Here is a 21,681-nt window from a genome sequence, read left to right as displayed (position 1 = left end):
GAGGACCATGACCGACACCCGCAAGGACGGCCGCGCCGTCGACGACCTGCGCCCCGTCACGATCGAGCGGGGCTGGTCGGCCCACGCCGAAGGCTCGGCGCTCATCACCTTCGGCGGCACCAAGGTGCTGTGCACCGCGTCGTTCACCAACGGCGTGCCGCGCTGGCTCACCGGCAAGGGCAAGGGCTGGGTCACGGCCGAGTACGCGATGCTGCCGCGCGCGACGAACAGCCGTAACGACCGCGAGAGCATCAAGGGCAAGGTCGGCGGGCGCACGCACGAGATCTCGCGCCTCATCGGCCGTGCGCTGCGCGCGGTCGTCGACACCAAGGCGCTCGGCGAGAACACCATCGTCATCGACTGCGACGTCCTGCAGGCCGACGGTGGCACGCGCACCGCGGCCATCACGGGCGCATACGTCGCCCTCGCGGATGCCATCGCCTGGGGCCGCGAGAAGAAGTTCATCGCGCAGCGCTCCGAGGTGCTCGTGGACTCGGTGTCGGCCGTGTCGGTCGGCATCATCGACGGCACCCCGATGCTCGACCTCGCCTATGTCGAGGATGTCCGGGCCGAGACCGACATGAACGTCGTGGTCACCGGCCGCGGGCTGTTCGTGGAGGTGCAGGGCACGGCCGAGGGCGCTCCCTTCGACAAGCGCGAGCTGGATCAGCTGCTGGAGCTGGGCGTGAGCGGCTGCGCGCGGCTGCGCGACCTGCAGATCGCGGCGTTGAACGGCTGACATGGCGCGCATCGTCCTCGCCACGCACAATCCTCACAAGGTCGAGGAGTTCCAGGCGATCGTGGCCGCCACGCGCCCCGACCTGGAGGTCGTCGGGTACGACGGTCCCGAGCCCGTCGAGGACGGCGTGACGTTCGCCGCGAACGCGCTGATCAAGGCGCGCGCGGCCGCGGCGCACACGGGGCTTCCCGCCCTGGCCGATGATTCGGGTGTCGCGGTCGACGTCCTCGGGGGTTCGCCCGGCGTCTTCTCGGCGTACTGGGCGGGGCACAAGAAGGACGCCACGGCCAACCTCGAGCTCCTGCTCGACCAGCTCTCCGACGTCGCCGACCCGCACCGCACCGCGCAGTTCGTGTCGGTGATCGCGCTCGTGCGGCCCGACGGCACCGAGGACACGGTCGAGGGACGCTGGCCCGGCCGCCTCGCGACGGCCCCGGCGGGTCCCGGCGGATTCGGGTACGACCCGATCTTCGTGCCGGACGGCCAGGATGCCGGCGCCGAGCGCACGGTCGGGGAGTGGACGGCCGAGGAGAAGAACGCGCACTCCCACCGCGCGCGGGCCTTCCGGCGCCTCGTGCCGCTCCTGCAGACGCTCTGACGAGCGCGCCGAGAGCGAGAACCGCTCTCATTCCCGACTAGCCGGAAAGGCTGCTGCGCTCCCGGGACCGGCTCTAGCCTGGGTCCATGCACGATCATGCACCCGCCGGCGGCATCCGCGATGCGGGGAACCGACGCCTGCTCGCGGTCGCTCTGACCCTCACCCTGGCGGTGATGGTCGTGCAGGTCGTGGGTGCGATCCTCACGGGTTCGCTCGCGCTCCTGGCCGATGCGGCGCACATGTTCACGGATGCCGCGGCCCTCGTGGTCGCGCTCATCGCGACGGCGATCGCGGCGCGCCCCGCCGACGACCGCCGCACGTTCGGCTACCAGCGCGCCGAGGTGCTCGGGGCGCTCGTCAACGGCATCGTCCTCATCGTGCTCAGCCTGTGGGTCGCGGTCGAGGCGGTGCAGCGGCTGCTGTCGCCCGGCGAGGCTGAGGTGCAGGGCGGCCTCATGCTCGTCGTGGCGGTGGTGGGCCTGCTCGCGAACGCCGTGTCGATGTGGCTGCTCGGTCGCGCCCAGAAGCGCAGCATCAACGTGCGCGGCGCATACCTCGAGGTGCTCGGCGACCTGATCGGTTCGGCGGCCGTCATCGTGGCGGCGGTCGTCATCGTCACGACCGGGTTCGTCCCGGCGGATGCCATCGCCTCGCTGTTCATCGCGGTGATGATCGTGCCCCGTGCGATCGGGCTCTTGCGCGAGGTCATGGCGGTGCTCACCGAGTCCGCCCCGACCGGAGTCCAGGTGGCGGAGATCCGGCGGCACCTGCGCGAAGCCGACGGGGTCGTCGATGTCCACGACGTGCACGTGTGGCAGCTCACGCGCGGAGCGCCGGTCTTCAGCGCCCACGTCGTCGTCGAGGAGGCGGCACTGTCGGACGGCCGGGCCGCTCGTATCCTCGGTTCGCTCCAGACGTGTCTGGCTGATCACTTCGACGTCGAGCACTCCACGTTCCAGCTCGAACCGGCCGGTCACGTCGAGCACGACGCGCAGCACGCGTAGCGCTCAGTCCCCGCGGACGACGTCGGCCGGGTCCTTGTCGGGCCGTAGCCCGCGCCATCGCGCCTGACGCAGGATGCCGCCGGGCGTGAACTCCGCGAACTCCACTTCTGCCACGAGTTCGGGGCGCACCCATAGAGCGTCCCGGGCATCGGCGGCCGGCACGCCGACGAAGGGATCGGCATCCGACCGGAGCGGCTCGAGCAGACCGGAGAGCCGCGCGAGCGTCTGCTCGCCGAAGCCCGAACCCACACGCCCGGCGTACCGCAGTCCCTCGTCGGAGGGGACGCCGACCAGGAGAGAGCCGATGGTGCCCGAGCGGTTCCCCTTCCCCGGACGGATGCCGCCGATGACGACCTCCTGGGTGCGCGAGTGCTTCACCTTCAGCCACCGGTCGGTGCGCTGACCGCGGCGATACGGGGCGCCCGGATCCTTGACGACGATGCCTTCGAGCCCGAAGCGGGCGCTGGCGGACAGCGCCGCCTCGACGTCGTCGAACACGGGCGGGACGACCACGACCGTCGCGGCCGAGTGCGCGAGGTTCTCGAGCACCCCGCGGCGCTCGGCGAGGGGGAGCCCGCCGAGGTCGCGACCGTCGGCCTCCAGGATGTCGAACAGGTACAGGTGCACCGGTGTCCGCGCGGCCTCGTGGGCGATCTCGCGCGCCTGGGCGAGGTTCATGCGCTTCTGCAGCAGCGGGAAGCTCGGGCGTCCCTGCGCGTCGAGGGCGACGATCTCGCCGTCGACCACGGCGGGCGCGGAACCGAGCCCCAGGTCCACCGAGGTCAGTTCGGGGTAGGTCGCCGTCAGATCGTTGCCGTTGCGCGAGCGCAGGCGCAGACGCCGTCCGTCCCAGATCCCGATCCCCCGGATGCCGTCCCACTTCATCTCGACCCACTCGCGGCCCCACCGCTCGGCGGCGGCGCGGGCGATCCCGGAGGTCGAGGCGGTGGCCAGCATCGGACGAAGGTCCGCGGCCGAAGCGAGGGCGGCGGGCGGAGCCGCGGCGGCGACCAGGGACGACGGCGGGTCGGTGTCGGCGCGGGGGACGACGACCTCTCCGTCGCCCTGTGGGTGGCCGTCGGCATCCGTCTTCATGCGGTGCAGCAGCCACTGCGACTTATCGCCCGCGCCCTCGGTACGGATGAGCGCGAGACGGACTCGACCGAGCGGGCCGTCGGGTCGGCCCGTCAGCGTGGCGATGACTTCATCGTCGCGCCACTTCTCCAGCTCGTAGGTGCCGGTGTCCCATACGGTCATCGTGCCGGCGCCGTACTGCCCGCGGGGGATCTCACCGGCGAAGTCGAGGTACTGCATAGGGTGGTCCTCGGTCATGACGGCGAGGCTGTTCTTGTGCGAGGTGGGTGGCACACCTTTCGGCACGGCCCAGCTGACGAGCACGCCGTCGCGTTCGAGTCGCAGGTCCCAATGCAGGCGCGTGGCGTGGTGCTCCTGGATCACGAAACGGGGGAGACCGTCGCCCGCGGTCTCGGCGTGCGGGGCGTCGGGCACCGGCTCGGGCGTGCGGCCGGCGGTGCGCTTGGCGATGTAGGCGCGCAGCGGGCCGTCGTCACGGTCGATCGCGGCGAGGGGATCGTCCGCTCGGTCGAGCACCTCATGGAACAGCAGATGGCGCAGGTCCGGGTCGTCGAGCTCCTCCCAGGTGCGCGGAGCCGCCACCGTGGGCGTGGTGCGACCACGCAGCGAGTATGGCGCGATGGTCGTCTTCGAGCCGTTGTTCTGGCTCCAGTCGATGAACACCTTGCCGGGGCGTGCGGCCTTGGACATCTGACTCACCACGAGTTCGGGGTGATCGGCCTCGATCGCCCGCGCCAGCTCTTTCGCCACGGCGCTGACGGCGTCGCTCGACTGCCGGCCATCCAGATGCGCGTACAGGTGGATGCCCTTGCTGCCGCTGGTGACCGGCATCGGATCGAGCCCGATGTCGAGCAGGATCGTGCGCGCCCAGCGCGCGACCTCGGCGCACTCGACGAGCCCGACGCCAGGGCCCGGGTCGAGGTCCAGCACGAGCCGATCCGGATCGAGCCGTGTGCCGACCGCGTCGAACCGCCACTGCGGCACGTGCAGCTCCAGGCTCGCCACTTGGGCGAGGTAGACCAGGGTGGGGAGATCCTCGACGAGGGGGTAGTCCTTCGCGCCGGAGGAGTGATCGATCGGATGCCGCGGCACCCACACCGGAGCGCCCGGCTCGAGCGCCTTCGCGAAGAACGGCTCCGCCGGGTCGGCCTCGGTGCCGACTCCGTCGGGCCAGCGTTTGCGGGTGACGGGTCGACCGTGGACGTGGGGGAGGAGCCGCGGCGCGATACGCGTGTAGTAGTCGATCACCTCGCCCTTCGTGGTGCCCGTCTCGGGGTACAGCACCTTGTCGAGGTTCGACAGCCGTAGCCGGCGGCCGTCGATGCGCACCGTCTGCTCCGCCATCGCCCCAGCGTAGAGCGGCGGAGGTGACGGATGCCGCGGGGTTGCGCCGCGCGCTCGTGCCGGGTTCCGGAGTAGCGGGGTGTCCCGGTGCCGATGGGTGGCGCGGACCGGGGATCACGTCCGATAGTCCGGAGCGCGGGACAAGGACGCGGGGTCGGCGCGACGCAAGGGTCTCGGCATCCACCCCTCTTCCGGTGTTCACTGGTGGCATGCGATCGATCTGGAAAGGCGCGCTGACCTTCGGCCTGGTCAACGTGCCCGTCAAGGTGTACTCGGCCACCGAGGATCACGACGTGCCGCTGCACCAGGTGCACAACAAGGACGGCGGACGCATCCGCTACCAACGCATCTGCGAGGTCGACGGCGAGGTCGTGCCCTACCAGGACATCGACCGCGCATACGACGACGGTGAGCAGACCGTTGTGCTGACCAAGGACGATCTCGCCTCGCTGCCCAGCGAACGCAGCCGCGAGATCGAGGTCGTGGAGTTCGTGCCGAGCGACCAGGTGGATCTGCTCACGCTCGACAAGGCGTACTACCTCGAGCCCGACTCCTCGTCGCCGAAGGCCTACGTGCTCCTGCGCAAGACGCTGGAGCAGACCGACCGCACCGCGATCGTCCGCTTCTCGCTGCGCCAGAAGACACGGCTGGCCGCGCTGCGCACGCGCGGCGACGTCCTCGTGCTCCAGACGCTGCTGTGGGCCGACGAGGTCCGCGCGGCGGAGTTCCCCGCTCTCGACGAGGATGTGCGCATCTCGGCGAAGGAGCTGGAGATGTCGGCGTCGCTCGTCGAGAGCTTCTCGAAGGACTTCGACCCCGAGGAGTTCGGCGACGAGTATCAGCGCGAGCTGCGGACGCTCATCGACGCCAAGCTGGAGCAGGGCGACGCGATCGACACCGCCGCGACCTTCGGAGAGCAGGATGCCGACGACGACGGCGGGGAGGTCATTGACCTGATGGAGGCGCTGCGCGCGAGCGTCGAGCGCAGCCGGGCCGCCCGGTCGGGAAAGCCTGAGCAGCCGGCAGGGAAGAAGAAGGCGGAGACGAAGAAGAAAGCGTCGAAGGCGTCGTAGTCGCCGCGCTCACGGCGTGCGGTGGTCGCCGTCCTCGAGCGTCTCCGGATCCAGCACGAGGGCCTGCGAATCGGCCTTCGACAGTTCGTCGCGACCGGCTGCCGCGTCGCGTTTGGCGGCGGCGCGCTCGCGGAAGTAGTGCACGGCGATGAAGATCGCGGTCCCTGCGACGGCCGCGAGCAGGATCACGTCGATGTACTCGGTGACGATGTCGCGCACGAAGGGGATGTATCCGACGGCGTAGCCGAGCATCGTCAGACCGATGCCCCACACGATGGCGCCGATGAGGTTGTAGAGCGTGTAGCGGCGCCAGGGCATGTGTCCGACGCCGGCGGCGATCGGCGCGAAGGTGCGCACGACCGGCACGAAGCGGGCGAGGATGACGGTGATCCCCCCGAACCGCTCGAAGAAGGCGTTGGTGCGCTCGACGTTCTTCCGGCTGAAGATGCCGGACTCCTTGCGCTCGAAGATGGACGGTCCGGCCTTGTGGCCGATGAAGTATCCGACTTCTCCGCCGATGAAGGCGGCGATGCCGATCGCGAGCGCCACGAACCACGCGTTGAGGCCGAAGACGCCGTTCGGGGCCGCGGGCGTCGAGTGCGAGAGCAGCCCGGCCATGATCAGCAGGGTGTCCCCCGGGAGGAGGAACCCGATCAGCAGACCCGTCTCGGCGAAGATGATGAAGCACACGACCAGCAGAGCCCACGGCTGAGAGTTGGTGATGATGGTCGCCGGGTCGAGCCACGGGAGCAGGGCGGTGGGATGGATCACGTCGGTCCCGTCGGGTGTGAGAGTCGAGGCAATGGAGAGGTATCCGTGCGGAAGGGGGGACTTGAACCCCCACGCCCGAAGGCACAGGAACCTAAATCCTGCGTGTCTGCCGGTTTCACCACTCCCGCGAGTGCCCTCATTCTAGGGCCGCGCGGCCGCCGCTCGATGTGAACCGCCCGTCAACCGGTGAGCGGTCACTCGGCGGTGGGGGCGTGTCGCGGGAATGCCCGCGAGAGTCGCCGGCTTGGCACCGGTATGAAGGCCATCGTCTACTCCGCTCCCGGCGACTCGTCCGTCCTCTCGCTCGTGGAGCGCGGCATCCCCGAACCGGCCCCGGGTGAGGTGCGCGTGCGCGTCGTCGCGTCGGGCGTCAACCCGACCGACTGGAAAGCCCGCGCCTCGGTCGGGCGTGCGCTCGTCGCCGACGAGGTGACCCCCGACCAGGACGGGGCTGGAATCGTGGATGCCCTCGGCGAAGGCGTGGAGGGTTTGGCGGTCGGTGACCGCGTGTGGGTCTATCTCGCGGCTCACCAGCGTCCGACCGGTACCGCCGCAGAGTACGCGGTCGTGCCCGCGGCTCGAGCGGTACCGCTGGACGACGCCGCGTCGTTCGCGCTCGGTGCGAGCCTCGGCGTCCCCGCGATGACGGCACATCGCGCACTCACCGTCCACGAGTTCGGTCCCGCGCGTCTCTCGCCCGGGGCATTGAGCGGACGCGTCGTCCTGGTGCAGGGCGGGGCCGGTGCGGTGGGCCACGCCGCGATCCAGCTCGCCGTGTGGGCGGGGGCCACCGTGATCGCCACCGTCAGCAGCGCCGAGAAGGAGGAGCTCGCCCGCGCGGCCGGTGCCCACCACGTGGTGCGCTACCCGGATGCGGGTCTCGCCGATGGCATCCGCTCGATCGCGCCCGACGGCGTCGACCACATCGTCGAGGTCGCGATCGCCGAGAACGCCGGCCTCGACGTCGAGGTCATCGCCAACCACGGGTCCATCGGGTACTACGCCGACAACGGCGGCGACGCGTTCACCGCCGCGGTGCGAGAGAGTTTCGCCAAGAACGTGCGGTGGCAGGGGCTCCTGCTCTACACCGTGGGCGACGAGGCGCTCCACGCGGCGGCGGAGGACGTGTCCGCGGCGGTCGCAGACGGCGCGCTGCCGGTGGGCGAGGACGCGGGGCTTCCGCTGACGTGGTTCCGCCTGGAGGAGACCGCCGCCGCGCACGACGCGGTAGAGGCCGGCGTGACCGGCAAGGTGCTCATCCGTGTCGGCGAGGACGCCGCGGAGTGATCGCAGCGGCGTGAACTGGCCGCCGCGCGCAGTCGACCCGTTCCGGGCTGGCGCGCTGCGGCCGTACCCGCCCTCGCCCTGTCCGGCGTCGGTACGCTCGAAGTGTCGCCCCGCCGGGACGTGGCGGGGGCTGCAGCGAGACGGAGGCCGAACGCCATGACTCCATCCCCCACTTCCGGACGCGAGGTCGTCGATCGCACGGGGCTGTGGGGATCTGCCCCTGACGAGCGCTTCGACCGCATCACCCGGGTGGCGCAGGAGATGTTCGACGTCGATTACGCCCTCGTCAACGTCGTCGGCAGCGACGAGATCTACACCAAAGGGCAGCCGGGCGGTCCGAGGTTCGGGTACTCGGGGACGAGCGACGTGTTCTGCGGCGAGACCATCGCCCAGGACGGCATCCTCGAGATCGACGACGCGGCGGCGGATCCCCGCTATCGCGATATCGGCGCCGTGACGCACTACGGCATGCGCTTCTACGCGGGAATCCCGCTGCGTTCCTCCGACGGGGCAGCCGTCGCGACCCTGTGTCTGCTGGACGGAGACGCCCGTCACCTGGATGCCGCCCAGCGTGTCGCCCTCGAGCGACTCGGGCAGTGGGCTCAGGCCGAGGTGCGGGAGGCCGAGCCGGTCGTCGAGGACGCGGCATCGGCGGTGCCCCTCTCCCCGCGGGGTGACAGTCTGATCGGCGACGAGTTGCGGCTGGCCGCCCTGGCGATCCCGCACGGCGTGGTCAGCGGAGACCGCAGCGGCTGGCAGCGGTTCGGCGGCCGGGTCGTGGTGACCCTGGCCGATGTGATGGGCAAGGGCGAGCACGCGGGAGCCGTCGCCGACGAGCTCCTCGCGGCGCTGCAGTCGCGTCGCGATCTCGACCCGCTCGAGGCGGTGCGCTCGGTCGAGGAGGAGGCGAGGGACGCCGGGGGGTACCGCGACACGTTCGCCACGCTCTTCCACGCGGTGATCGACACCGCTACGGGCCGAGTGGACTTCGTCGACGCCGGTCATGGACTGACGCTGCTCCTGCGCGCCGACGGCACCAGCGAGCGGTTGCGTTCGCGGAACCTGCCTTTGGGCCTTCGGCCGGCGGACCTGCCGTGGGAGGCGGGGTCCGTCGAGGTCGGCCGCGGCGATCTCATCGTGAGTGTGTCGGATGGGGCGCTGGATGCCTATGACTCCACGCTCGAGAGCCTTCGGCTGATCGGCGAGGAGGTGCGTCGGGCCGCGGACGCGGACGGGTTCTTCCGTGAGCTGTCGGTCCGGGTCTCCCGGCATCCGGTCGAGGACGACGTCACGGCCGTCGTCGTGTCGATGCACTGACCCCGTGTCCGGCCGGCCGTCCCGCCGAGGCGGTGCGTAGTCGGCGGAGTTGCGCCCGTGGGAGGGGCTAGCGCCCCTGCGCCCGCGGAGGGCGCAGCCGGACGGCGATTCTCGCCCCCGCCCACAGCGCGAGGACACCGGCCGCGGCCGCGATGAGGCGTACCGCCGGGTCGTCGGTCGCGAGCGCCGGCACACTGGCGAACGCGATGAGCACGAACACCTGTGCGCAGAACACGCCCAGGCTGGCCTGGCCGAACGGCAGCCACACCGGACTCAGCGCGCGCGCGAGCGGTCGCCACGCCCAGGTGAGGACGGCGAAGCCGACCCCGAGCAGTGCCGCCGAGTCGAGCAGCCGCAGCGCGCTGAGACCACCCGGGCCGACACCGAGCCACGGAGCCGCGCCGGGAAGCACGGTCGCCGCCGAGCCCAGCACCGCCGCCCATACGAGCACGGCGATGAGCAGCACTGCTCCGGCCCCACGCCTCCGGCTGAAGCGCGAGAGCACGTCGCGATGGAATCCGACGACGAGCCCGAGGACGAACGGCAGCTGCCACGCCAGCAGAGGGTAGACGGCGTCGAACTGCGTGGGCAGTCGGGCCACCTCCGGCAGGACGGCGGAGACGGCTAATCCGGCGAGGCTGAGCGCGACCATGAGCCACCACAGACGCCGACGCAGCAGCCACAGGAGGAGCGGGGCGATGACGCTGAGGGCGATGAACACTCCCAGCACGATCAGCGGCCACGGGCCCATCCGCAGCAGAAGCAGGTCCCACACGGCGTAGGCCGGGGGCGGATAGTCCAGCAGCCTTTCGGCGTTCGGGTACAGGTCGTAGACCCGGCCGGACGTCGTGTCGGCGAGGGTCGCGACCCCCGTCGTGTTCACGAACGGAACGAACCCCAGCGCGAAGACCGCGATCACGACCACCAGTGTGGTCGCGTACAGCCGACCGGCGCGGCGCCACCCGCGCGAGAGGGCATCGCCCACCCCGAGCGCGTCCAGCCGTCGGCGGTAGCCCATGGCGAGGACGATGCCGCTGATGGCAAGGAACACCTCCGCGCCGGTGACCCCGCCGGCCCCGCCCGTGGTCGCTGACAGGGGGTCGAGGGTGGTCAGCAGCAGCGCGGCTCCCACGATGATGCCGATGCCGCGGAGAGCGTCCCAGCGCAGGTCGCGGCCCTCGTCCGTCTCCGGATACCGCCAGCGCGGTGCCCGTCGCCGGGCGATGAGCGCCGCGATGAGCAGCGCCGCGGCCCCGGCCATCGTCCAGGCCGCGGGCACGACGGCGTCGGCGCCGTCCTGTCGCGCGGCGTCCGTGAGTGCGCCCAGCCCTTGTTCGGGGGTGACGGGGGGAGTGATCGGCGCCCAGACGAAGCGGCCCGTGGCATCCAGATCCGAGCGGAAGGCGGCCGCCATCCCGGCATCGGCGGTGACTCGCCAGTCCACCTCGGCGGCGCCGGCCTCCGCCTCGCTGCGCTCCGCCTCCAGCCAGGTCACGGTGTCGACCGCCGGAAGCGCGGCGACCTCGGTCAGCACCTGCTGCCACCAGCCGCGCTTGACGGCGAGTTCGTCGTCGCCCTCGCGCGCGGGGTCGAACAGGGCGCCCGTGTCGATCTCCATCCGGCGGTCCGGGGCGGCGAAGCGATCCACGAACGCACGCGTCTGCTGCACGGTGTATCCCCACCGTTCGTCGAGGCGTGCGGCGAATTCGCCCGCCTCGGGTGCGTCGTTGCGGACGAGGGGGACGTCGCGACCGGCCGCGGCCGCCGCCTCACCCTTGCCGAAGTAGTAGAGCGTCAGACCGACGCGGTCCACGGCATCCGGGTCGGGGAAGTACGGCCCGTAAGGGTCATCGGCTTCGGTGAGCCGACCGTCGTCGTCGGTGTCGAGCTCGTCCTCGTCGCTGGGGGAGAGGGCGTCGAGGCGACCGTCGGCACGATCGAAGGGGTAGCCGGCGCCGTACGACGGGACCCACACCATCTGGGCTCCTGACGTTCCGGCGTGCACGGCGGACGCGACGCTTTCGAAGGCGGCCACGTAGGAGGTCGGCTGCTGACCCCACGCGACCCAGGAACCGTTCATCTCGGGGGCGAATCGCACGCGCTGTCGGATGCCGTAGGCTGCGCGGACGCTGTCCAGCCGCTCCGCGAGCTCGGCGGCATCCTGGGTCGTCAGGGCGTCCAGCGGCCGGGTCGGCTCGAAGGTGAGAATGAGTCCCGCGCCCTGTGCCGCGGCCGCCGTGGCCGCCCGTTGCCAGCGGTCCGTCGTCTCGCTGTCGACCGGATACGACAGACGGATGCCGTACGCCGCCGGCGTCTCGCCCAGCCGGCGTGCGTAGCCCTCGGGCGCGTCGGTCGACCAGTCCAGTTCGGGGGCGAACCACGCGTCCGCCGCCGTCGCCGAAGCCGCATCGGCTCGCTCGATCGGCAGCCCACCCGCGGTGAGTCCGACCGTCGCCAGCAGAGTCAGGACCGCAGCACGGGCGAGTGTTCTCGCTCGGCTCACGGGCGTTCGCTCTCCAGCTCCCACACGTTGCGCGCGCCGTCACGGCGGTAGTCGACGTGATCGACGCCGGCGATGGCAAGGGCGAGTCCGCGGCCGGCTTCTTCGTTGATGGGGGCCATGCGCACGGCATCCGGATCGAAGGAGGTCGGACGTCCGTCGTCGCCGAATGTCGCCCGCAGGCGGTCGGGCGATGCGCGGAGCTCGACGGTGAACTCCCCGCGTTCGCCCTCCGGTGCCGAGTGCTCGACGATGTTCCCCGCGATCTCGATCACGGCCGTTTCGAACCCGAACCGTATGCGCGGGGGGATGTCGCCGACCGCCTCCCACCATTCGGCGAGGAGGTCTCCGACGGCGTCGAGGCTGGCGACGGCGACCGGCGCGGAAAGGCGGCGGACCACCGGCTGCTCAGTCACGCAGCGCCTCCTCCACGCTCGCGCGCGGGCGCAGCACCCGGTCCAGGTTCGTCAGTTCGAGCACCATCGTCACCTGATCGGTGGGAGCGGCGAGGCGGAGGTCTCCGCCGGACTGCCGTGCGCTGCTCAGGCACGACACCAGCGCGCCGATCCCGGACGAGTCCACGAACTCCGTCTGCGACAGGTCGATCACCACGATCGGTGAGGTTCCCCGCGCGATCACCTCACCGACCGTTTCGCGGAAGTCACGAGCCGAGACCATGGTGAGCCTCCCGTGCGGGATGACGACGGTGGCGCCGTCGCGAGCGTCGATGTCGACCTTGAGCATGTCAGTACCCCTTCGGTTCGTGGTCGGATGCCGAGTACCGCACGGCGCGGATGATGATGCTGAAGACGGCCAGGTCGTAAAGCACCCAGACGATGTTGACGAGCGGGGCGATGCCCTCGGCCTGCCCGACCGCGTAGCGGATGGCCACGACCACCAGCGACAGCACGAGCGCGGCCATGACGATCATCTGCGGTCGGACGAGATCCCAGCGCGGCCGGTTCTCTGTGGACCGCGTCTTGGGTGTGACCGAGAACGCGAGCGAACGACCGCCGTAGACGTTTCCCGCCGCGCTCGTGACGGCCCGGATCCACGTCGGGAAGAGCGCGAGGGAGTACTGCGCTCCGCGCCACGTCGGCCGGCCGTTCGCGACCACCAGGAACAGGACCTGGTTCAGCACGAAGAACGGGATGAAACGCGCGAAGAAGTCGACGCTCCACGCCTGCACGGGCATGACGCCGAAGGTGAGGTAGAGCACCGGCGCGGTGACGTACACGATCGCGGCGAACCCCGACAGGTAGCTCCACATCGTGCCGAAGTACATCAGGCGCTGCCCCCAGCTGAGCCCCTTCTGCACGAGCGGGTTCTCGCGGAACAGCACCTGCATCGTGCCCTGTGCCCATCGGAGGCGCTGCGTGAGCATCGTCGGGAGGTCGTCGGGCGCCAGCCCTCGGGCGAGCACCTGGTCGTGGTACACCGACTTCCACCCGAGGCCGTGGAGGCGCATGGACGTCGCCATGTCCTCGGTGACCGAGATCGTCGCGAGGGGCATGATCGCCTGAGCCTCTTCGTCGCGGCCGACATCGAACGCGTTCACGAGCAGGCTCACCGACTCGACCGCGGCCAGCGGCGAGAGACTCTTCTCCGTCAGCGCCTCCAACGCCAGATCGTCGACGGATGCCAGGGTCTCCGGGTCGCCGGTCAGCTCGGCGAGGGCGGCGAGCTCGGCGCGCAGGGCGGTCACGTCCTCGCCGCTCAACCGCATCCGGACGTCGTCGATCCTGCGCTGGAAACGGTATGTCAGGTCGGCCAGCGGCTCTCCCGTCGCCAGTCCGGACTTCAGCTGGTCGAGAGCGTCGGCGACCTCGTCGAGGGCGGCGATGACGCGCGGCTCTCGGGCGTGCGCTCGCCGGGCCCGGGCCAGCACGCGGCGCGAGGCGCGGACACCGCGGTCCACCGCGCGCTCGACGTCCCCGACGTACCGCGAGACGCCGAGTTGCATCAGCGCCTCCCGTCGCAGGATGGCGTTGGAGCCGCAGAAGAACGCGGCGTTCCATCCGTCCTTGGACTGCTGGATGGGCCCGTAGAACAGGGGCGCCTGGCTGCCGAGCGGGTCCGACGGCGGCACATTGACGAACCATTGCGGGGTTTGGACGAGCGCGACACGTTCGTCGGCGTCGAACCAGCCGAGCGTGCGATGGAGGATGTCGGGGGAGGGGATCTGGTCCGCGTCCAGGATGAGCAGGAACTCCCCCTCGGTGACCATGAGCGCATTGTTGAGGTTGCCCGCCTTCGCGTGGCGCGGGCGGTCCCGCCAGGCGTCGGAACGCGTGATGACGCCGATGCCCTCGGCCTCTGCGAGCTCCCGCAGCTCGGCTCGGGCCCCGTCGTCGAGGATCCACGTGCGGTGCGGATACCGGATGGCGCGGGCGGCGCGCGCCGTCTCCATCACGAGCTCGAGGGGCTCGTTGTACGTGGTGACGAGGACGTCGACGCTCATCTCGCGCGTGATCGGCGGGGCATCGTGCCTCTCCCTCAGCTTCCAGGCGCCGAGTCCGAACAGGACGCAGTCGATGAGGCTGTAGGTCTCGGCGAGCACGAGCGGCACCGCGATCCACCAGTGTTCCCAGTTGATGGATGCCAGCCAACGCCAGGCCAGATAGTTCACGCCGCTCGCGATCGAGAGGACGACGATCACGCGCACGAGCGCGAGACGCCGGACGCGCTGGCTCTCGCGACGACGGGCGTCGTTGCGCGACTCCTGGCGGGGGAGGGTGGATTCGACGATCATGCTGCTGCTCCGGGGGTGTGCTCCCACCCTCGCACGGCCCGCGAATTCGGCCCTCTACCGTAGCGACGCCCTACCGACGTCTGGTATCGCCCGTTCGCCGGGCTCGCGAGGGTCTGATGGTCCGAGAGGGGTGTCGATGTCCTCAGCGCACGCGACGCGAGCCGCGCCGGAGGACGACAGCGCACAGGACGAGGGCGGCGGCTGCGACGGTCAGTGCCGGGGCGCTTCCGGCACGGTGCGCAACGGCGCCGACGACGGCCCCGGAGGCCAGAGCTGCCCAGAGCAGCAGCGGCCGCCGCCACCCCGTACGTGACGTGCCGGTGACGAGGGAGGCCAGCGCGAGGCCGAGGCTGACGAGCGTGCCGGTGGAGTAGGTGATCGCGACACGGGCGCGACCGTCGGCGAGGAAGAGAGTGTTGACCGATCCCATCGCCACCGCGAGCAGACCGGCTCGCCACAGGGTCGCGTCACCGGCGAGGGCCAGTCCGGCCGCGCCGCCGACGATGATCGCGGCACCCCCGACGATCCACGGCCTCGGCCGCGCCACCAGAGCATTCGCCACACCTCCGAGCGCGACGCCGAAGACGAACGCGGCGATGATTCCCGCGGATGCCAGCGCCACCGTCGCGCCGGGACCGAGGACCTCCACGGCCGCCTGCGTCGAGTTGCCGCTCATGAACGACACGAACAACCCGCCCGTGTCGAGGAAGCCGATGGCGTCCACGAAACCCGCGATGGCGGCGAGGGCAGCGGAGACGCCGAGGGAGCCGCGATCGACGTCCTTCATCCGGCTCCCTCTCCTGGGTGGCTTTGTGCTTCATCGTCGTGTGCCGGGGCGCTTCCGGGCAAATGCGGGAAGGGCTCCGCCATCGCGAGGACGACCCCGCTGAACGAGGCGCGGGGCGTCGCCGTGAATGCGGCCTAGGACAACGAATGCCGGAATGTTTACGGACCGGAAACACGCTCCGCCGTGATTCACCGCGCTCGCGGCACGTAGCGCGGGACCCAGCGCACGAACCCGGCGGCCCCGGCGACGGCGATGACGCCCATCGCCGCGACGGCGACCGGCAGCGAGATCGCCGCGGTCAGCACGGACACGATCACCGGGGCGATCGCGCCGCCCCCGTCCGTGAGGGTGCGCCACGATCCCAGGAACGCCGCCGGATCGGCAGGGGGCGCGATATCCGCGCCGAGGGTCAGCAGGATGCCGCTGGAGAGGCCGTTGCCCACACCGAGCACCGCGGCGAACATCGCGAACCACATCGCCGCGCTGCTCAGTTCGTGCGTGACCGACAGGGCGAAGAAGCCGGCACCCATGAGCACCATCGCCGGCAGCGCCGCCCACAGTCGCCCGAAACGGTCCATGACCTGCCCGCTGGCGTAGAAGAGCGCGAAGTCGATCGCGCCGGAGACGCCGACGACCACCGCGATCGTCGAGGCATCCAGCCCCAGCGACACCCCCCACAGCGGGAGCACGACCTGCCGCGCCGATCGCACCGCCGACAACGAGGCGGCGGCGATCCCCAGGCGCCCGAGCACGCCGCGGAAGCGCCACATCGTGCGGAACACGCCGGCCCGTTCGACCGTGGGGATCGAGCCGGTGACGGGCTCGCCGGTGTCCTCGGCATCCGGTCCCGTCCGAGGCGCCGCCGACGGGGCGGCGATCGCGCGTTCCGGGTCCGGCCCGAAGAACACCAGCAGGATCGTCGCGACCTGGCACACGGCGAAGAACGCGATCGAGGCCGACTCGTCGCCGAAGATCCCGAGAAGCGCGGCGGAGACGAACGGCCCGACGAACATGCCGAGTCGGAAGGTGCCACCCAACAGCGACAGCGCCCGAGCACGGAAGTGCAACGGCACGCGCGTCGTCATGAACGAGTGCCGGGCCAGAGCGAAGGATGCCGCGCAGAAACCGATGAGGAACACCGCCGCCGCGAAGATAGCCAGCGAACCGGCGAAGACGACGCCGACGAGCCCGCCGAGGATGACGATGCCCGCCACGCCCATCGTGATCCGCTCCCCGAAACGCGCCACCGCCCATCCCGCGGGGATGTTGCCGCACAGCTGCCCGACGACGAGGGCGGCGGCGATGAGCGCCGCGAGGGCCACGTCGGCGCCGAGGCGGCTCGCGATGACCGGGATCAGAGGGATCACCGCGCCCTCGCCGAGCGCGAAGAGGAGAGTGGGGCCGTAGATCATCGGCGCGAACCGCGCCAGCACGTTCCGGGGGGAGTCGGTGGTCACCGTCTCCACGATAGGCTGGAGTGTCATGCTCGAACTGGACCTTGCCGCCGACATCCAGGCGCTGCGCTCGACCTTCGCCGATATTCAGGCCGTGGTCGACGTCGACGCACTCACCGCCGATATCGAACGCCTGAGCGAAGAGGCCGGTGCGCCCGACCTGTGGGACGACGTCGACAACGCCCAGAAGGTCACCAGCCGTCTCAGCCACCGTCAGGCCGAGCTCAAGCGCATCACCGAGATCGAGCAGCGTCTCGACGACCTCGAGGTGCTCGTCGAACTCGCCAACGAGATGGAGGACGAGGACTCCGCGGACGAAGCGCGGAGAGAGCTCGCGTCGCTGCGCGAGGTCATCGGTCAGCTCGAGGTGCAGACGCTCCTCGACGGAGAGTACGACGCGCGCTCCGCCGTGGTCACGATCCGCTCGGGTGCCGGCGGCGACGACGCCACCGACTTCGCCGAGATGCTCCTGCGCATGTACCTGCGCTGGGCCGAGCGTCACAAGTACCCCGTGAAGGTCATGGACACGTCCTACGCCGAGGGCGCGGGCATCAAGTCGGCGACGTTCGAGGTCGACGTCCCATATGCCTACGGCACCCTGTCGGTCGAAGCGGGCACCCACCGCCTGGCGCGCATCAGTCCTTTCGGCGGAGCAGACAAGCGCCAGACGAGCTTCGCCGCGGTGGAGGTCATCCCCGTCATGGAAGAGGCCGTCGAGGTCGACGTCCCCGAGGGCGACATCCGTGTCGACGTGTTCCGTTCGTCCGGCCCCGGCGGACAGTCCGTCAACACCACGGACTCGGCCGTCCGCATCACGCACATCCCCACCGGCATCGTCGTGTCGATGCAGAACGAGAAGTCTCAGATCCAGAACCGCGCGGCGGCCATGCGCGTGCTCCAGACGCGACTTCTGCTGCTCAAGCGCGAAGAGGAAGCCGCGAAGAAGAAGGAGCTCGCCGGCACGATCACCGCGAGCTGGGGAGACCAGATGCGGTCGTACTTCCTGTACGGCCAGCAACTCGTGAAGGATCTGCGCACCGGTTACGAGGTCGGCAACCCCGCCGTCGTGTTCGACGGTGATCTCGACGGTCTGATCGCCGCCGGAATCCGCTGGCGCAAGCGCAAGGACGACGACGACTGACCCGTGGATGCCAGAGCCCACGGCATCCATAGGATTCTCCCGGTCCACGACCCGGCGCGTCCTCTCGGGCGGGACCGGTCGCGCGCTTAGGCTCGTCGAGCCATGATCCGGTTCGAGAACGTCACCAAGCGGTATCGCGGCACCACGAGACCGGCGTTGAACGCCGTCGACTTCGAGGTGCAGCGCGGAGAATTCGTCTTCCTCGTCGGGGCCTCGGGGTCCGGCAAGTCGTCGTGTCTGCAGCTCATCCTGCGGGCGGAAACGCCCAGCGAGGGAAGGGTCGTCGTGCTGGGTCGCGACCTGCGGACCCTTTCGAACCGGAAGGTGCCGTACTTCCGGCGCCACATCGGGTCGGTGTTCCAGGACTTCCGTCTGCTGCCGAACAAGACCGTGCATCAGAACGTCGCGTTCACGCTTCAGGTGACCGGAGCCTCGCGCGGGTTCATCCAGCAGGCGGTCCCCGAGGTGCTCGCGCTGGTGGGCCTCGACGGCAAGGAGAAGCGTCTTCCGCACGAGCTCTCCGGCGGTGAGCAGCAGCGGGTCGCGATCGCCCGCGCCCTCGTCAACCGCCCCCAGGTGCTCCTGGCGGACGAACCGACGGGAAACCTCGATCCGGGGACCTCCGTCGACATCATGCAGCTACTGGCTCGCATCAACGCCGGCGGCACCACGGTGGTCATGGCCACGCACGAGGCGGGCTTCGTCGACCAGATGCAGCGACGCGTGATCGAGTTGCGCAACGGCGAGATGGTCCGCGACGAGCGGCGCGGCGGGTACGGCGACACGTCGGGCATTCCCCGACTCGCCCCCGAGGTCGAGCGGGGCGCGGCCGCGGTGGCCGCCCTCACGGCGGTGCTCGAGGTGCAGCGCGAGGTCGCGCACATCACCGGACCGGTGGAACCGTTGAACCTTTCCGAGGCCGTGCGCGCCGCGACCGCGACGCCTCAGGCCGCGACGTCTCCGGCCGCGACGCCTCCGGCCGCGACGCCTCAGGCCGCGACGCCTCAGGCCGCGGGGGCGGCCGATGCCTCGCGCGAGCCCGGCACGAACACGCGCTCGGTCCCCGTGACCACCCCGGACGTCGACGCCCTCGGCCTCGCCGACCGCCTGGGCCTCGCCGACAAGAAAGACCGCGACGACGAAGTGGGGCCCACCACATGAGACTCGGGCTCATCCTCTCGGAGGCCTTCACCGGTCTCCGCCGCAACGCGTCGATGGTCATCTCGGTCATCCTCGTCACCTTCGTCTCGCTGACCTTCGTCGGCGCGGCGATGCTCATGCAGATGCAGATCGGCAAGATGCAGTCCTACTGGGCCGATCGTGCACAGGTCGCGGTGTTCATGTGCGCCACGGTGTCGGACGCGCCGTCCTGCACCGCGGGACAGGCCGCGACGCAGGAGCAGATCGATCAGGTCCGCGCCACGCTCGACAGCCCCGCGCTCGCACCGCTCATCCGCAACTACACCTTCTCGACGAGCGACGAGGTGTTCGAGGATGCGAAGGCGCAGCTGCCCGAGGACATCGCGGGCGTCGTCACCGCGGACCAGTTCAACGCGACGTTCAGCATCAATCTCGTCGACCAGGGGCAGTCGGATGTGATCTCCGAGGCGTTCAGCAACCAAGCCGGCGTCGAAGAGGTCACGGATCAGATGCAGTACCTGGAGCCTCTGTTCCAGACACTGACCGTCGCCACGTACGTGGCCGTCGGCATCGCCGGACTGATGCTGATCGCCGCCGTCCTGCTGATCGCCACGACGATCCGCCTCTCGGCCTTCGCCCGCCGCCGGGAGCTCGGCATCATGCGATTGGTCGGGGCGTCGAACAGGTTCATCCAGACGCCCTTCGTCCTCGAGGGAGTGCTGGCAGCGCTCATCGGGTCCGCTCTCGCGAGCGTCGCGGTGTGGGCCATCGTCGGCGTCGGCGTGAACGAGTACCTCCGCGATCGCATCGCCTTCATCACCTCCTGGGTCGGGTTCAGCGACGTCGCGATCGTGGTGCCGGTGATCATCGTGATCGGAGTGCTGCTGGCAGCGCTGAGCGCGAGCTTCGCGATCCGCCGCTGGCTGCGTGCCTGATCGCGTAGACTGAGGGGCTCTGTGTGCCCGACATCATGAGGAGGTGGCACCATGCCTCGTGAGCAGGGTGAGAAGCTCATCGCGTCGAACAAGAAGGCGCGACACGACTACGCGATCGAGAAGACGTACGAAGCCGGGCTCGTGTTGACCGGCACCGAAGTGAAGTCGCTCCGGCAGGGGCGGGCGAATCTCACGGACGGTTACGCCTACATCGACGGCGGACAGGCCTACCTCGACGCCGTGCACATCCCCGAGTACTCGCAAGGTCACTGGACCAACCACTCGGCCAAGCGCACCCGAAAGCTGCTCCTGCACAAAGACGAGATCATCAAGCTCTCGCACGCGGTCGCGGCGGGCGGATACACGCTCGTGCCCCTGCGGCTGTATTTCCTCGACGGTCGCGCGAAGGTCGAGATCGCCGTGGCGAAGGGCAAGCGCGAGTTCGAGAAGCGCCAGACGATCCGCGAGCGCGAGGACAAGCGCGAAGCAGAACGCGCGATGCGCACCCGCAATCGCCTGGGGGAGTGACCCGGAACCCGCTGACTCCGGGTCTCGGAGGTGCCCCACGGGGCAGGGACTCTCACTCGGCGCGGAAGCGGCCCTCGACGGTCGCGCTCACGACGATCTCCGGCGGCTGCAGGCTGAACGACGGGCCCGCGTCGGCCCGAGCGGCCATCAGGCGGGGTGTCGGGACCTCCGGGCGGGAATCCAGCAGTCCGGCATCCGCGATCTCGACGGCGGTGACGGAGGCGAGCCCCAGGGCCTCCGCGTACGCGGCGGCGCGCTCCACCGCCACCTGAACCGCAGACGCGGCGACCTTCCGTTCGACGTGCACCCGCGTCTCGGGGGCGAGGCGCCAATCGACCGCCGTGACCTGCACATCATCGGACTCGGTGACGTCGCCCAGCCACCACGAGAGGGCACCCGCGTCGGTGAACGTCGCCGACAGTTCCACGCTCGCGTGGTGGACCAACGGCAGTTGTGCGCCCTCGTTGTTCCAAGGACGGTCCGACCAGACCGACACGCGTGCGCTCGACCATTCGGACACCTCGCCGGAGCGCAGGTGCGCGACGAGACCGTCTTGAACGGATGCCGCCCGCTCCTGCGCCCGTTCGACGACGGGACCGCGCGCGGGGCCGTCGGTCGAGACGGTGACGCGCACCGCTGCTTCCTCGGCGCGCACGCGCGTCTCGCTCTCGCCCCGGACGGTGATGATGACCTCGCTCATGCGGCGAGCTTAGGCGAGAGGGTGGGAATGGCCGAGGATCCTGATCCGTTATAGACTGTGACGCTCGGTGCTTCGGCATCCGAGGCTGATAAATCAACAGTGTGACGATGGTCGCTCCTTCACGGAGTTCCCGGGGCTGATCGGTTTCGACAGCGCCTGCGAACCCGCGAGAAGCGGGCCGAGGATGTGGGGTTATCTCGTAAACGCTCCCTGCAAAACAATAAGTGCCGATGCTAAGCGCACTGACTTCGCCCTCGCTGCCTAAGCGAGCCCGATAGTCCGTCAGACCGTGTGTGACCCCGCCACGGATCCTGGCGTCATTTAGGGGTCTTGCTGCGTGACGGCGTCCGGACGTCACGCGGGACTTTTCCCGGACTGGGCCTGTCGACTTAGGTGTCTGTGACAAAGGTCGGGGCCGAGCAGAACGTCTGCACAGACTGCGCCCGGAGAAAACGCGGAGACCCAGCGTTGGACGGGGGTTCGATTCCCCCCAGCTCCACGAACCATCGTCACCGG

19 protein-coding genes, 1 tRNA gene and 1 other RNA gene are annotated in these 21,681 nt (G+C 70.2%); 11 read left to right on the top strand and 10 right to left on the bottom strand.

Annotation, left to right across the window (positions count from 1 at the left end; genetic code table 11):
• The first annotated feature begins 7 nt into the window (after positions 1-7).
• The 3 genes from rph (at position 8) to LL239_RS10490 (ending at position 2,341) form a co-directional block, all read left to right on the top strand.
• Complete coding sequence (gene rph / locus LL239_RS10500) at positions 8-739, top strand: ribonuclease PH (RefSeq protein WP_228163388.1); 732 nt, start codon at positions 8-10, stop codon at positions 737-739.
• Between the two features lies 1 nt (position 740).
• Positions 741-1,337: an RdgB/HAM1 family non-canonical purine NTP pyrophosphatase gene (rdgB, locus tag LL239_RS10495; RefSeq protein WP_228163387.1), complete on the top strand. Its 597-nt coding sequence runs from the start codon at positions 741-743 to the stop codon at positions 1,335-1,337.
• Between the two features lie 86 nt (positions 1,338-1,423).
• Complete coding sequence (locus LL239_RS10490) at positions 1,424-2,341, top strand: cation diffusion facilitator family transporter (protein WP_228163386.1); 918 nt, start codon at positions 1,424-1,426, stop codon at positions 2,339-2,341.
• Positions 2,342-2,344: 3 nt separating this feature from the next.
• On the opposite strand, the gene LL239_RS10485 is transcribed toward LL239_RS10490, so the two are convergent.
• Positions 2,345-4,780, bottom strand: a complete 2,436-nt coding sequence (locus LL239_RS10485) for an ATP-dependent DNA ligase (RefSeq protein ID WP_228163385.1) — start codon at positions 4,778-4,780, stop codon at positions 2,345-2,347.
• Positions 4,781-4,989: 209 nt separating this feature from the next.
• On the opposite strand from LL239_RS10485, the gene ku reads away from it, so the two are divergent.
• Complete coding sequence (gene ku / locus LL239_RS10480; RefSeq protein WP_228163384.1) at positions 4,990-5,853, top strand: non-homologous end joining protein Ku; 864 nt, start codon at positions 4,990-4,992, stop codon at positions 5,851-5,853.
• A gap of 9 nt (positions 5,854-5,862) precedes the next feature.
• Here the strand turns inward: ku and LL239_RS10475 are convergent, their stop codons facing one another.
• Both LL239_RS10475 and LL239_RS10470 read right to left on the bottom strand, forming a co-directional pair.
• On the bottom strand, positions 5,863-6,621 hold the full coding sequence (locus tag LL239_RS10475; RefSeq protein WP_228163507.1) for a DedA family protein: 759 nt from the start codon (positions 6,619-6,621) through the stop codon (positions 5,863-5,865).
• A 49-nt stretch (positions 6,622-6,670) separates the two neighbouring features.
• Positions 6,671-6,752 (bottom strand) — tRNA-Leu (locus LL239_RS10470).
• Positions 6,753-6,879: 127 nt separating this feature from the next.
• On the opposite strand from LL239_RS10470, the gene LL239_RS10465 reads away from it, so the two are divergent.
• Positions 6,880-7,911 (top strand): NADPH:quinone reductase, encoded by a 1,032-nt coding sequence (locus LL239_RS10465; protein WP_228163383.1) that lies wholly within the window; start codon positions 6,880-6,882, stop codon positions 7,909-7,911.
• Positions 7,912-8,067: 156 nt separating this feature from the next.
• Positions 8,068-9,228, top strand: coding sequence for a PP2C family protein-serine/threonine phosphatase (locus LL239_RS10460; RefSeq protein ID WP_228163382.1), 1,161 nt, complete (start codon positions 8,068-8,070; stop codon positions 9,226-9,228).
• Between the two features lie 67 nt (positions 9,229-9,295).
• On the opposite strand, the gene opgC is transcribed toward LL239_RS10460, so the two are convergent.
• The 6 genes from opgC to LL239_RS10430 form a co-directional block, all read right to left on the bottom strand.
• Complete coding sequence (gene opgC, locus LL239_RS18035) at positions 9,296-11,731, bottom strand: OpgC domain-containing protein (protein ID WP_228163381.1); 2,436 nt, start codon at positions 11,729-11,731, stop codon at positions 9,296-9,298.
• Positions 11,728-12,144, bottom strand: coding sequence for an ATP-binding protein (locus LL239_RS10450; RefSeq protein WP_228163380.1), 417 nt, complete (start codon positions 12,142-12,144; stop codon positions 11,728-11,730). Before LL239_RS10450 ends, opgC begins: the two co-directional genes overlap by 4 nt.
• Positions 12,137-12,472, bottom strand: a complete 336-nt coding sequence (locus LL239_RS10445; RefSeq protein ID WP_228163379.1) for an STAS domain-containing protein — start codon at positions 12,470-12,472, stop codon at positions 12,137-12,139. Before LL239_RS10445 ends, LL239_RS10450 begins: the two co-directional genes overlap by 8 nt.
• Position 12,473: 1 nt before the next feature.
• Positions 12,474-14,480 carry a glycosyltransferase family 2 protein gene (locus LL239_RS10440; protein WP_228163378.1) on the bottom strand — a complete coding sequence of 669 codons (2,007 nt, stop codon included), beginning with the start codon at positions 14,478-14,480 and terminating at the stop codon, positions 12,474-12,476.
• Positions 14,481-14,622: 142 nt separating this feature from the next.
• The gene (locus LL239_RS10435; protein ID WP_228163377.1) at positions 14,623-15,267 is read right to left on the bottom strand and encodes a YoaK family protein; all 645 of its coding nucleotides are present in this window, start codon (positions 15,265-15,267) and stop codon (positions 14,623-14,625) included.
• A 188-nt stretch (positions 15,268-15,455) separates the two neighbouring features.
• Positions 15,456-16,751, bottom strand: coding sequence for an MFS transporter (locus tag LL239_RS10430; RefSeq protein WP_228163376.1), 1,296 nt, complete (start codon positions 16,749-16,751; stop codon positions 15,456-15,458).
• Between LL239_RS10430 and prfB the strand changes: the two genes are divergently transcribed.
• The 4 genes from prfB (at position 16,750) to smpB (ending at position 20,465) form a co-directional block, all read left to right on the top strand.
• Entirely contained in the window at positions 16,750-17,862 is a 1,113-nt protein-coding gene (gene prfB / locus LL239_RS10425; protein ID WP_228163375.1) for a peptide chain release factor 2, read from the top strand. The two genes, LL239_RS10430 and prfB, sit on opposite strands and share 2 nt — an antisense overlap.
• A 102-nt stretch (positions 17,863-17,964) precedes the next feature.
• The gene (gene ftsE / locus LL239_RS10420; protein ID WP_228163374.1) at positions 17,965-19,023 is read left to right on the top strand and encodes a cell division ATP-binding protein FtsE; all 1,059 of its coding nucleotides are present in this window, start codon (positions 17,965-17,967) and stop codon (positions 19,021-19,023) included.
• Complete coding sequence (ftsX, locus tag LL239_RS10415; protein WP_228163373.1) at positions 19,020-19,937, top strand: permease-like cell division protein FtsX; 918 nt, start codon at positions 19,020-19,022, stop codon at positions 19,935-19,937. The genes ftsE and ftsX overlap by 4 nt, the downstream gene beginning before the upstream one ends.
• A gap of 51 nt (positions 19,938-19,988) precedes the next feature.
• A complete protein-coding gene (gene smpB, locus LL239_RS10410) occupies positions 19,989-20,465 on the top strand; it encodes an SsrA-binding protein SmpB (RefSeq protein ID WP_228163372.1) in 477 nt (158 codons plus the stop codon).
• A gap of 52 nt (positions 20,466-20,517) precedes the next feature.
• Here the strand turns inward: smpB and LL239_RS10405 are convergent, their stop codons facing one another.
• Complete coding sequence (locus LL239_RS10405; RefSeq protein WP_228163371.1) at positions 20,518-21,165, bottom strand: SIMPL domain-containing protein; 648 nt, start codon at positions 21,163-21,165, stop codon at positions 20,518-20,520.
• A gap of 132 nt (positions 21,166-21,297) precedes the next feature.
• Here LL239_RS10405 and ssrA point away from each other — a divergent pair.
• Positions 21,298-21,667: a transfer-messenger RNA gene (gene ssrA / locus LL239_RS10400) on the top strand.
• The last annotated feature ends 14 nt before the right edge of the window (positions 21,668-21,681 follow it).

It is taken from the genome of Microbacterium testaceum (assembly GCF_020781835.1).
GTDB lineage: Bacteria > Actinomycetota > Actinomycetes > Actinomycetales > Microbacteriaceae > Microbacterium > Microbacterium testaceum_H.
The sequence above is the reverse complement of the archived record's forward strand: the minus strand, read 5'-3'. Positions and strand labels throughout refer to the sequence as shown.

Excerpts from the sequence above, each read along its gene's own strand:
- ftsE (WP_228163374.1), top strand. The coding sequence starts at position 17,965 with ATGATCCGGTTCGAGAACGTCACCAAGCGGTATCGCGGCACCACGAGA.
- prfB (WP_228163375.1), top strand. The coding sequence starts at position 16,750 with ATGCTCGAACTGGACCTTGCCGCCGACATCCAGGCGCTGCGCTCGACC.
- smpB (WP_228163372.1), top strand. The coding sequence starts at position 19,989 with ATGCCTCGTGAGCAGGGTGAGAAGCTCATCGCGTCGAACAAGAAGGCG.
- LL239_RS10440 (WP_228163378.1), bottom strand. The coding sequence starts at position 14,480 with ATGATCGTCGAATCCACCCTCCCCCGCCAGGAGTCGCGCAACGACGCC.
- ku (WP_228163384.1), top strand. The coding sequence starts at position 4,990 with ATGCGATCGATCTGGAAAGGCGCGCTGACCTTCGGCCTGGTCAACGTG.
- rph (WP_228163388.1), top strand. The coding sequence starts at position 8 with ATGACCGACACCCGCAAGGACGGCCGCGCCGTCGACGACCTGCGCCCC.
- LL239_RS10460 (WP_228163382.1), top strand. The coding sequence starts at position 8,068 with ATGACTCCATCCCCCACTTCCGGACGCGAGGTCGTCGATCGCACGGGG.
- LL239_RS10485 (WP_228163385.1), bottom strand. The coding sequence starts at position 4,780 with ATGGCGGAGCAGACGGTGCGCATCGACGGCCGCCGGCTACGGCTGTCG.
- LL239_RS10405 (WP_228163371.1), bottom strand. The coding sequence starts at position 21,165 with ATGAGCGAGGTCATCATCACCGTCCGGGGCGAGAGCGAGACGCGCGTG.
- ftsX (WP_228163373.1), top strand. The coding sequence starts at position 19,020 with ATGAGACTCGGGCTCATCCTCTCGGAGGCCTTCACCGGTCTCCGCCGC.
- LL239_RS10465 (WP_228163383.1), top strand. The coding sequence starts at position 6,880 with ATGAAGGCCATCGTCTACTCCGCTCCCGGCGACTCGTCCGTCCTCTCG.
- LL239_RS10490 (WP_228163386.1), top strand. The coding sequence starts at position 1,424 with ATGCACGATCATGCACCCGCCGGCGGCATCCGCGATGCGGGGAACCGA.
- LL239_RS10435 (WP_228163377.1), bottom strand. The coding sequence starts at position 15,267 with ATGAAGGACGTCGATCGCGGCTCCCTCGGCGTCTCCGCTGCCCTCGCC.
- LL239_RS10445 (WP_228163379.1), bottom strand. The coding sequence starts at position 12,472 with ATGCTCAAGGTCGACATCGACGCTCGCGACGGCGCCACCGTCGTCATC.
- rdgB (WP_228163387.1), top strand. The coding sequence starts at position 741 with ATGGCGCGCATCGTCCTCGCCACGCACAATCCTCACAAGGTCGAGGAG.
- LL239_RS10430 (WP_228163376.1), bottom strand. The coding sequence starts at position 16,751 with ATGACACTCCAGCCTATCGTGGAGACGGTGACCACCGACTCCCCCCGG.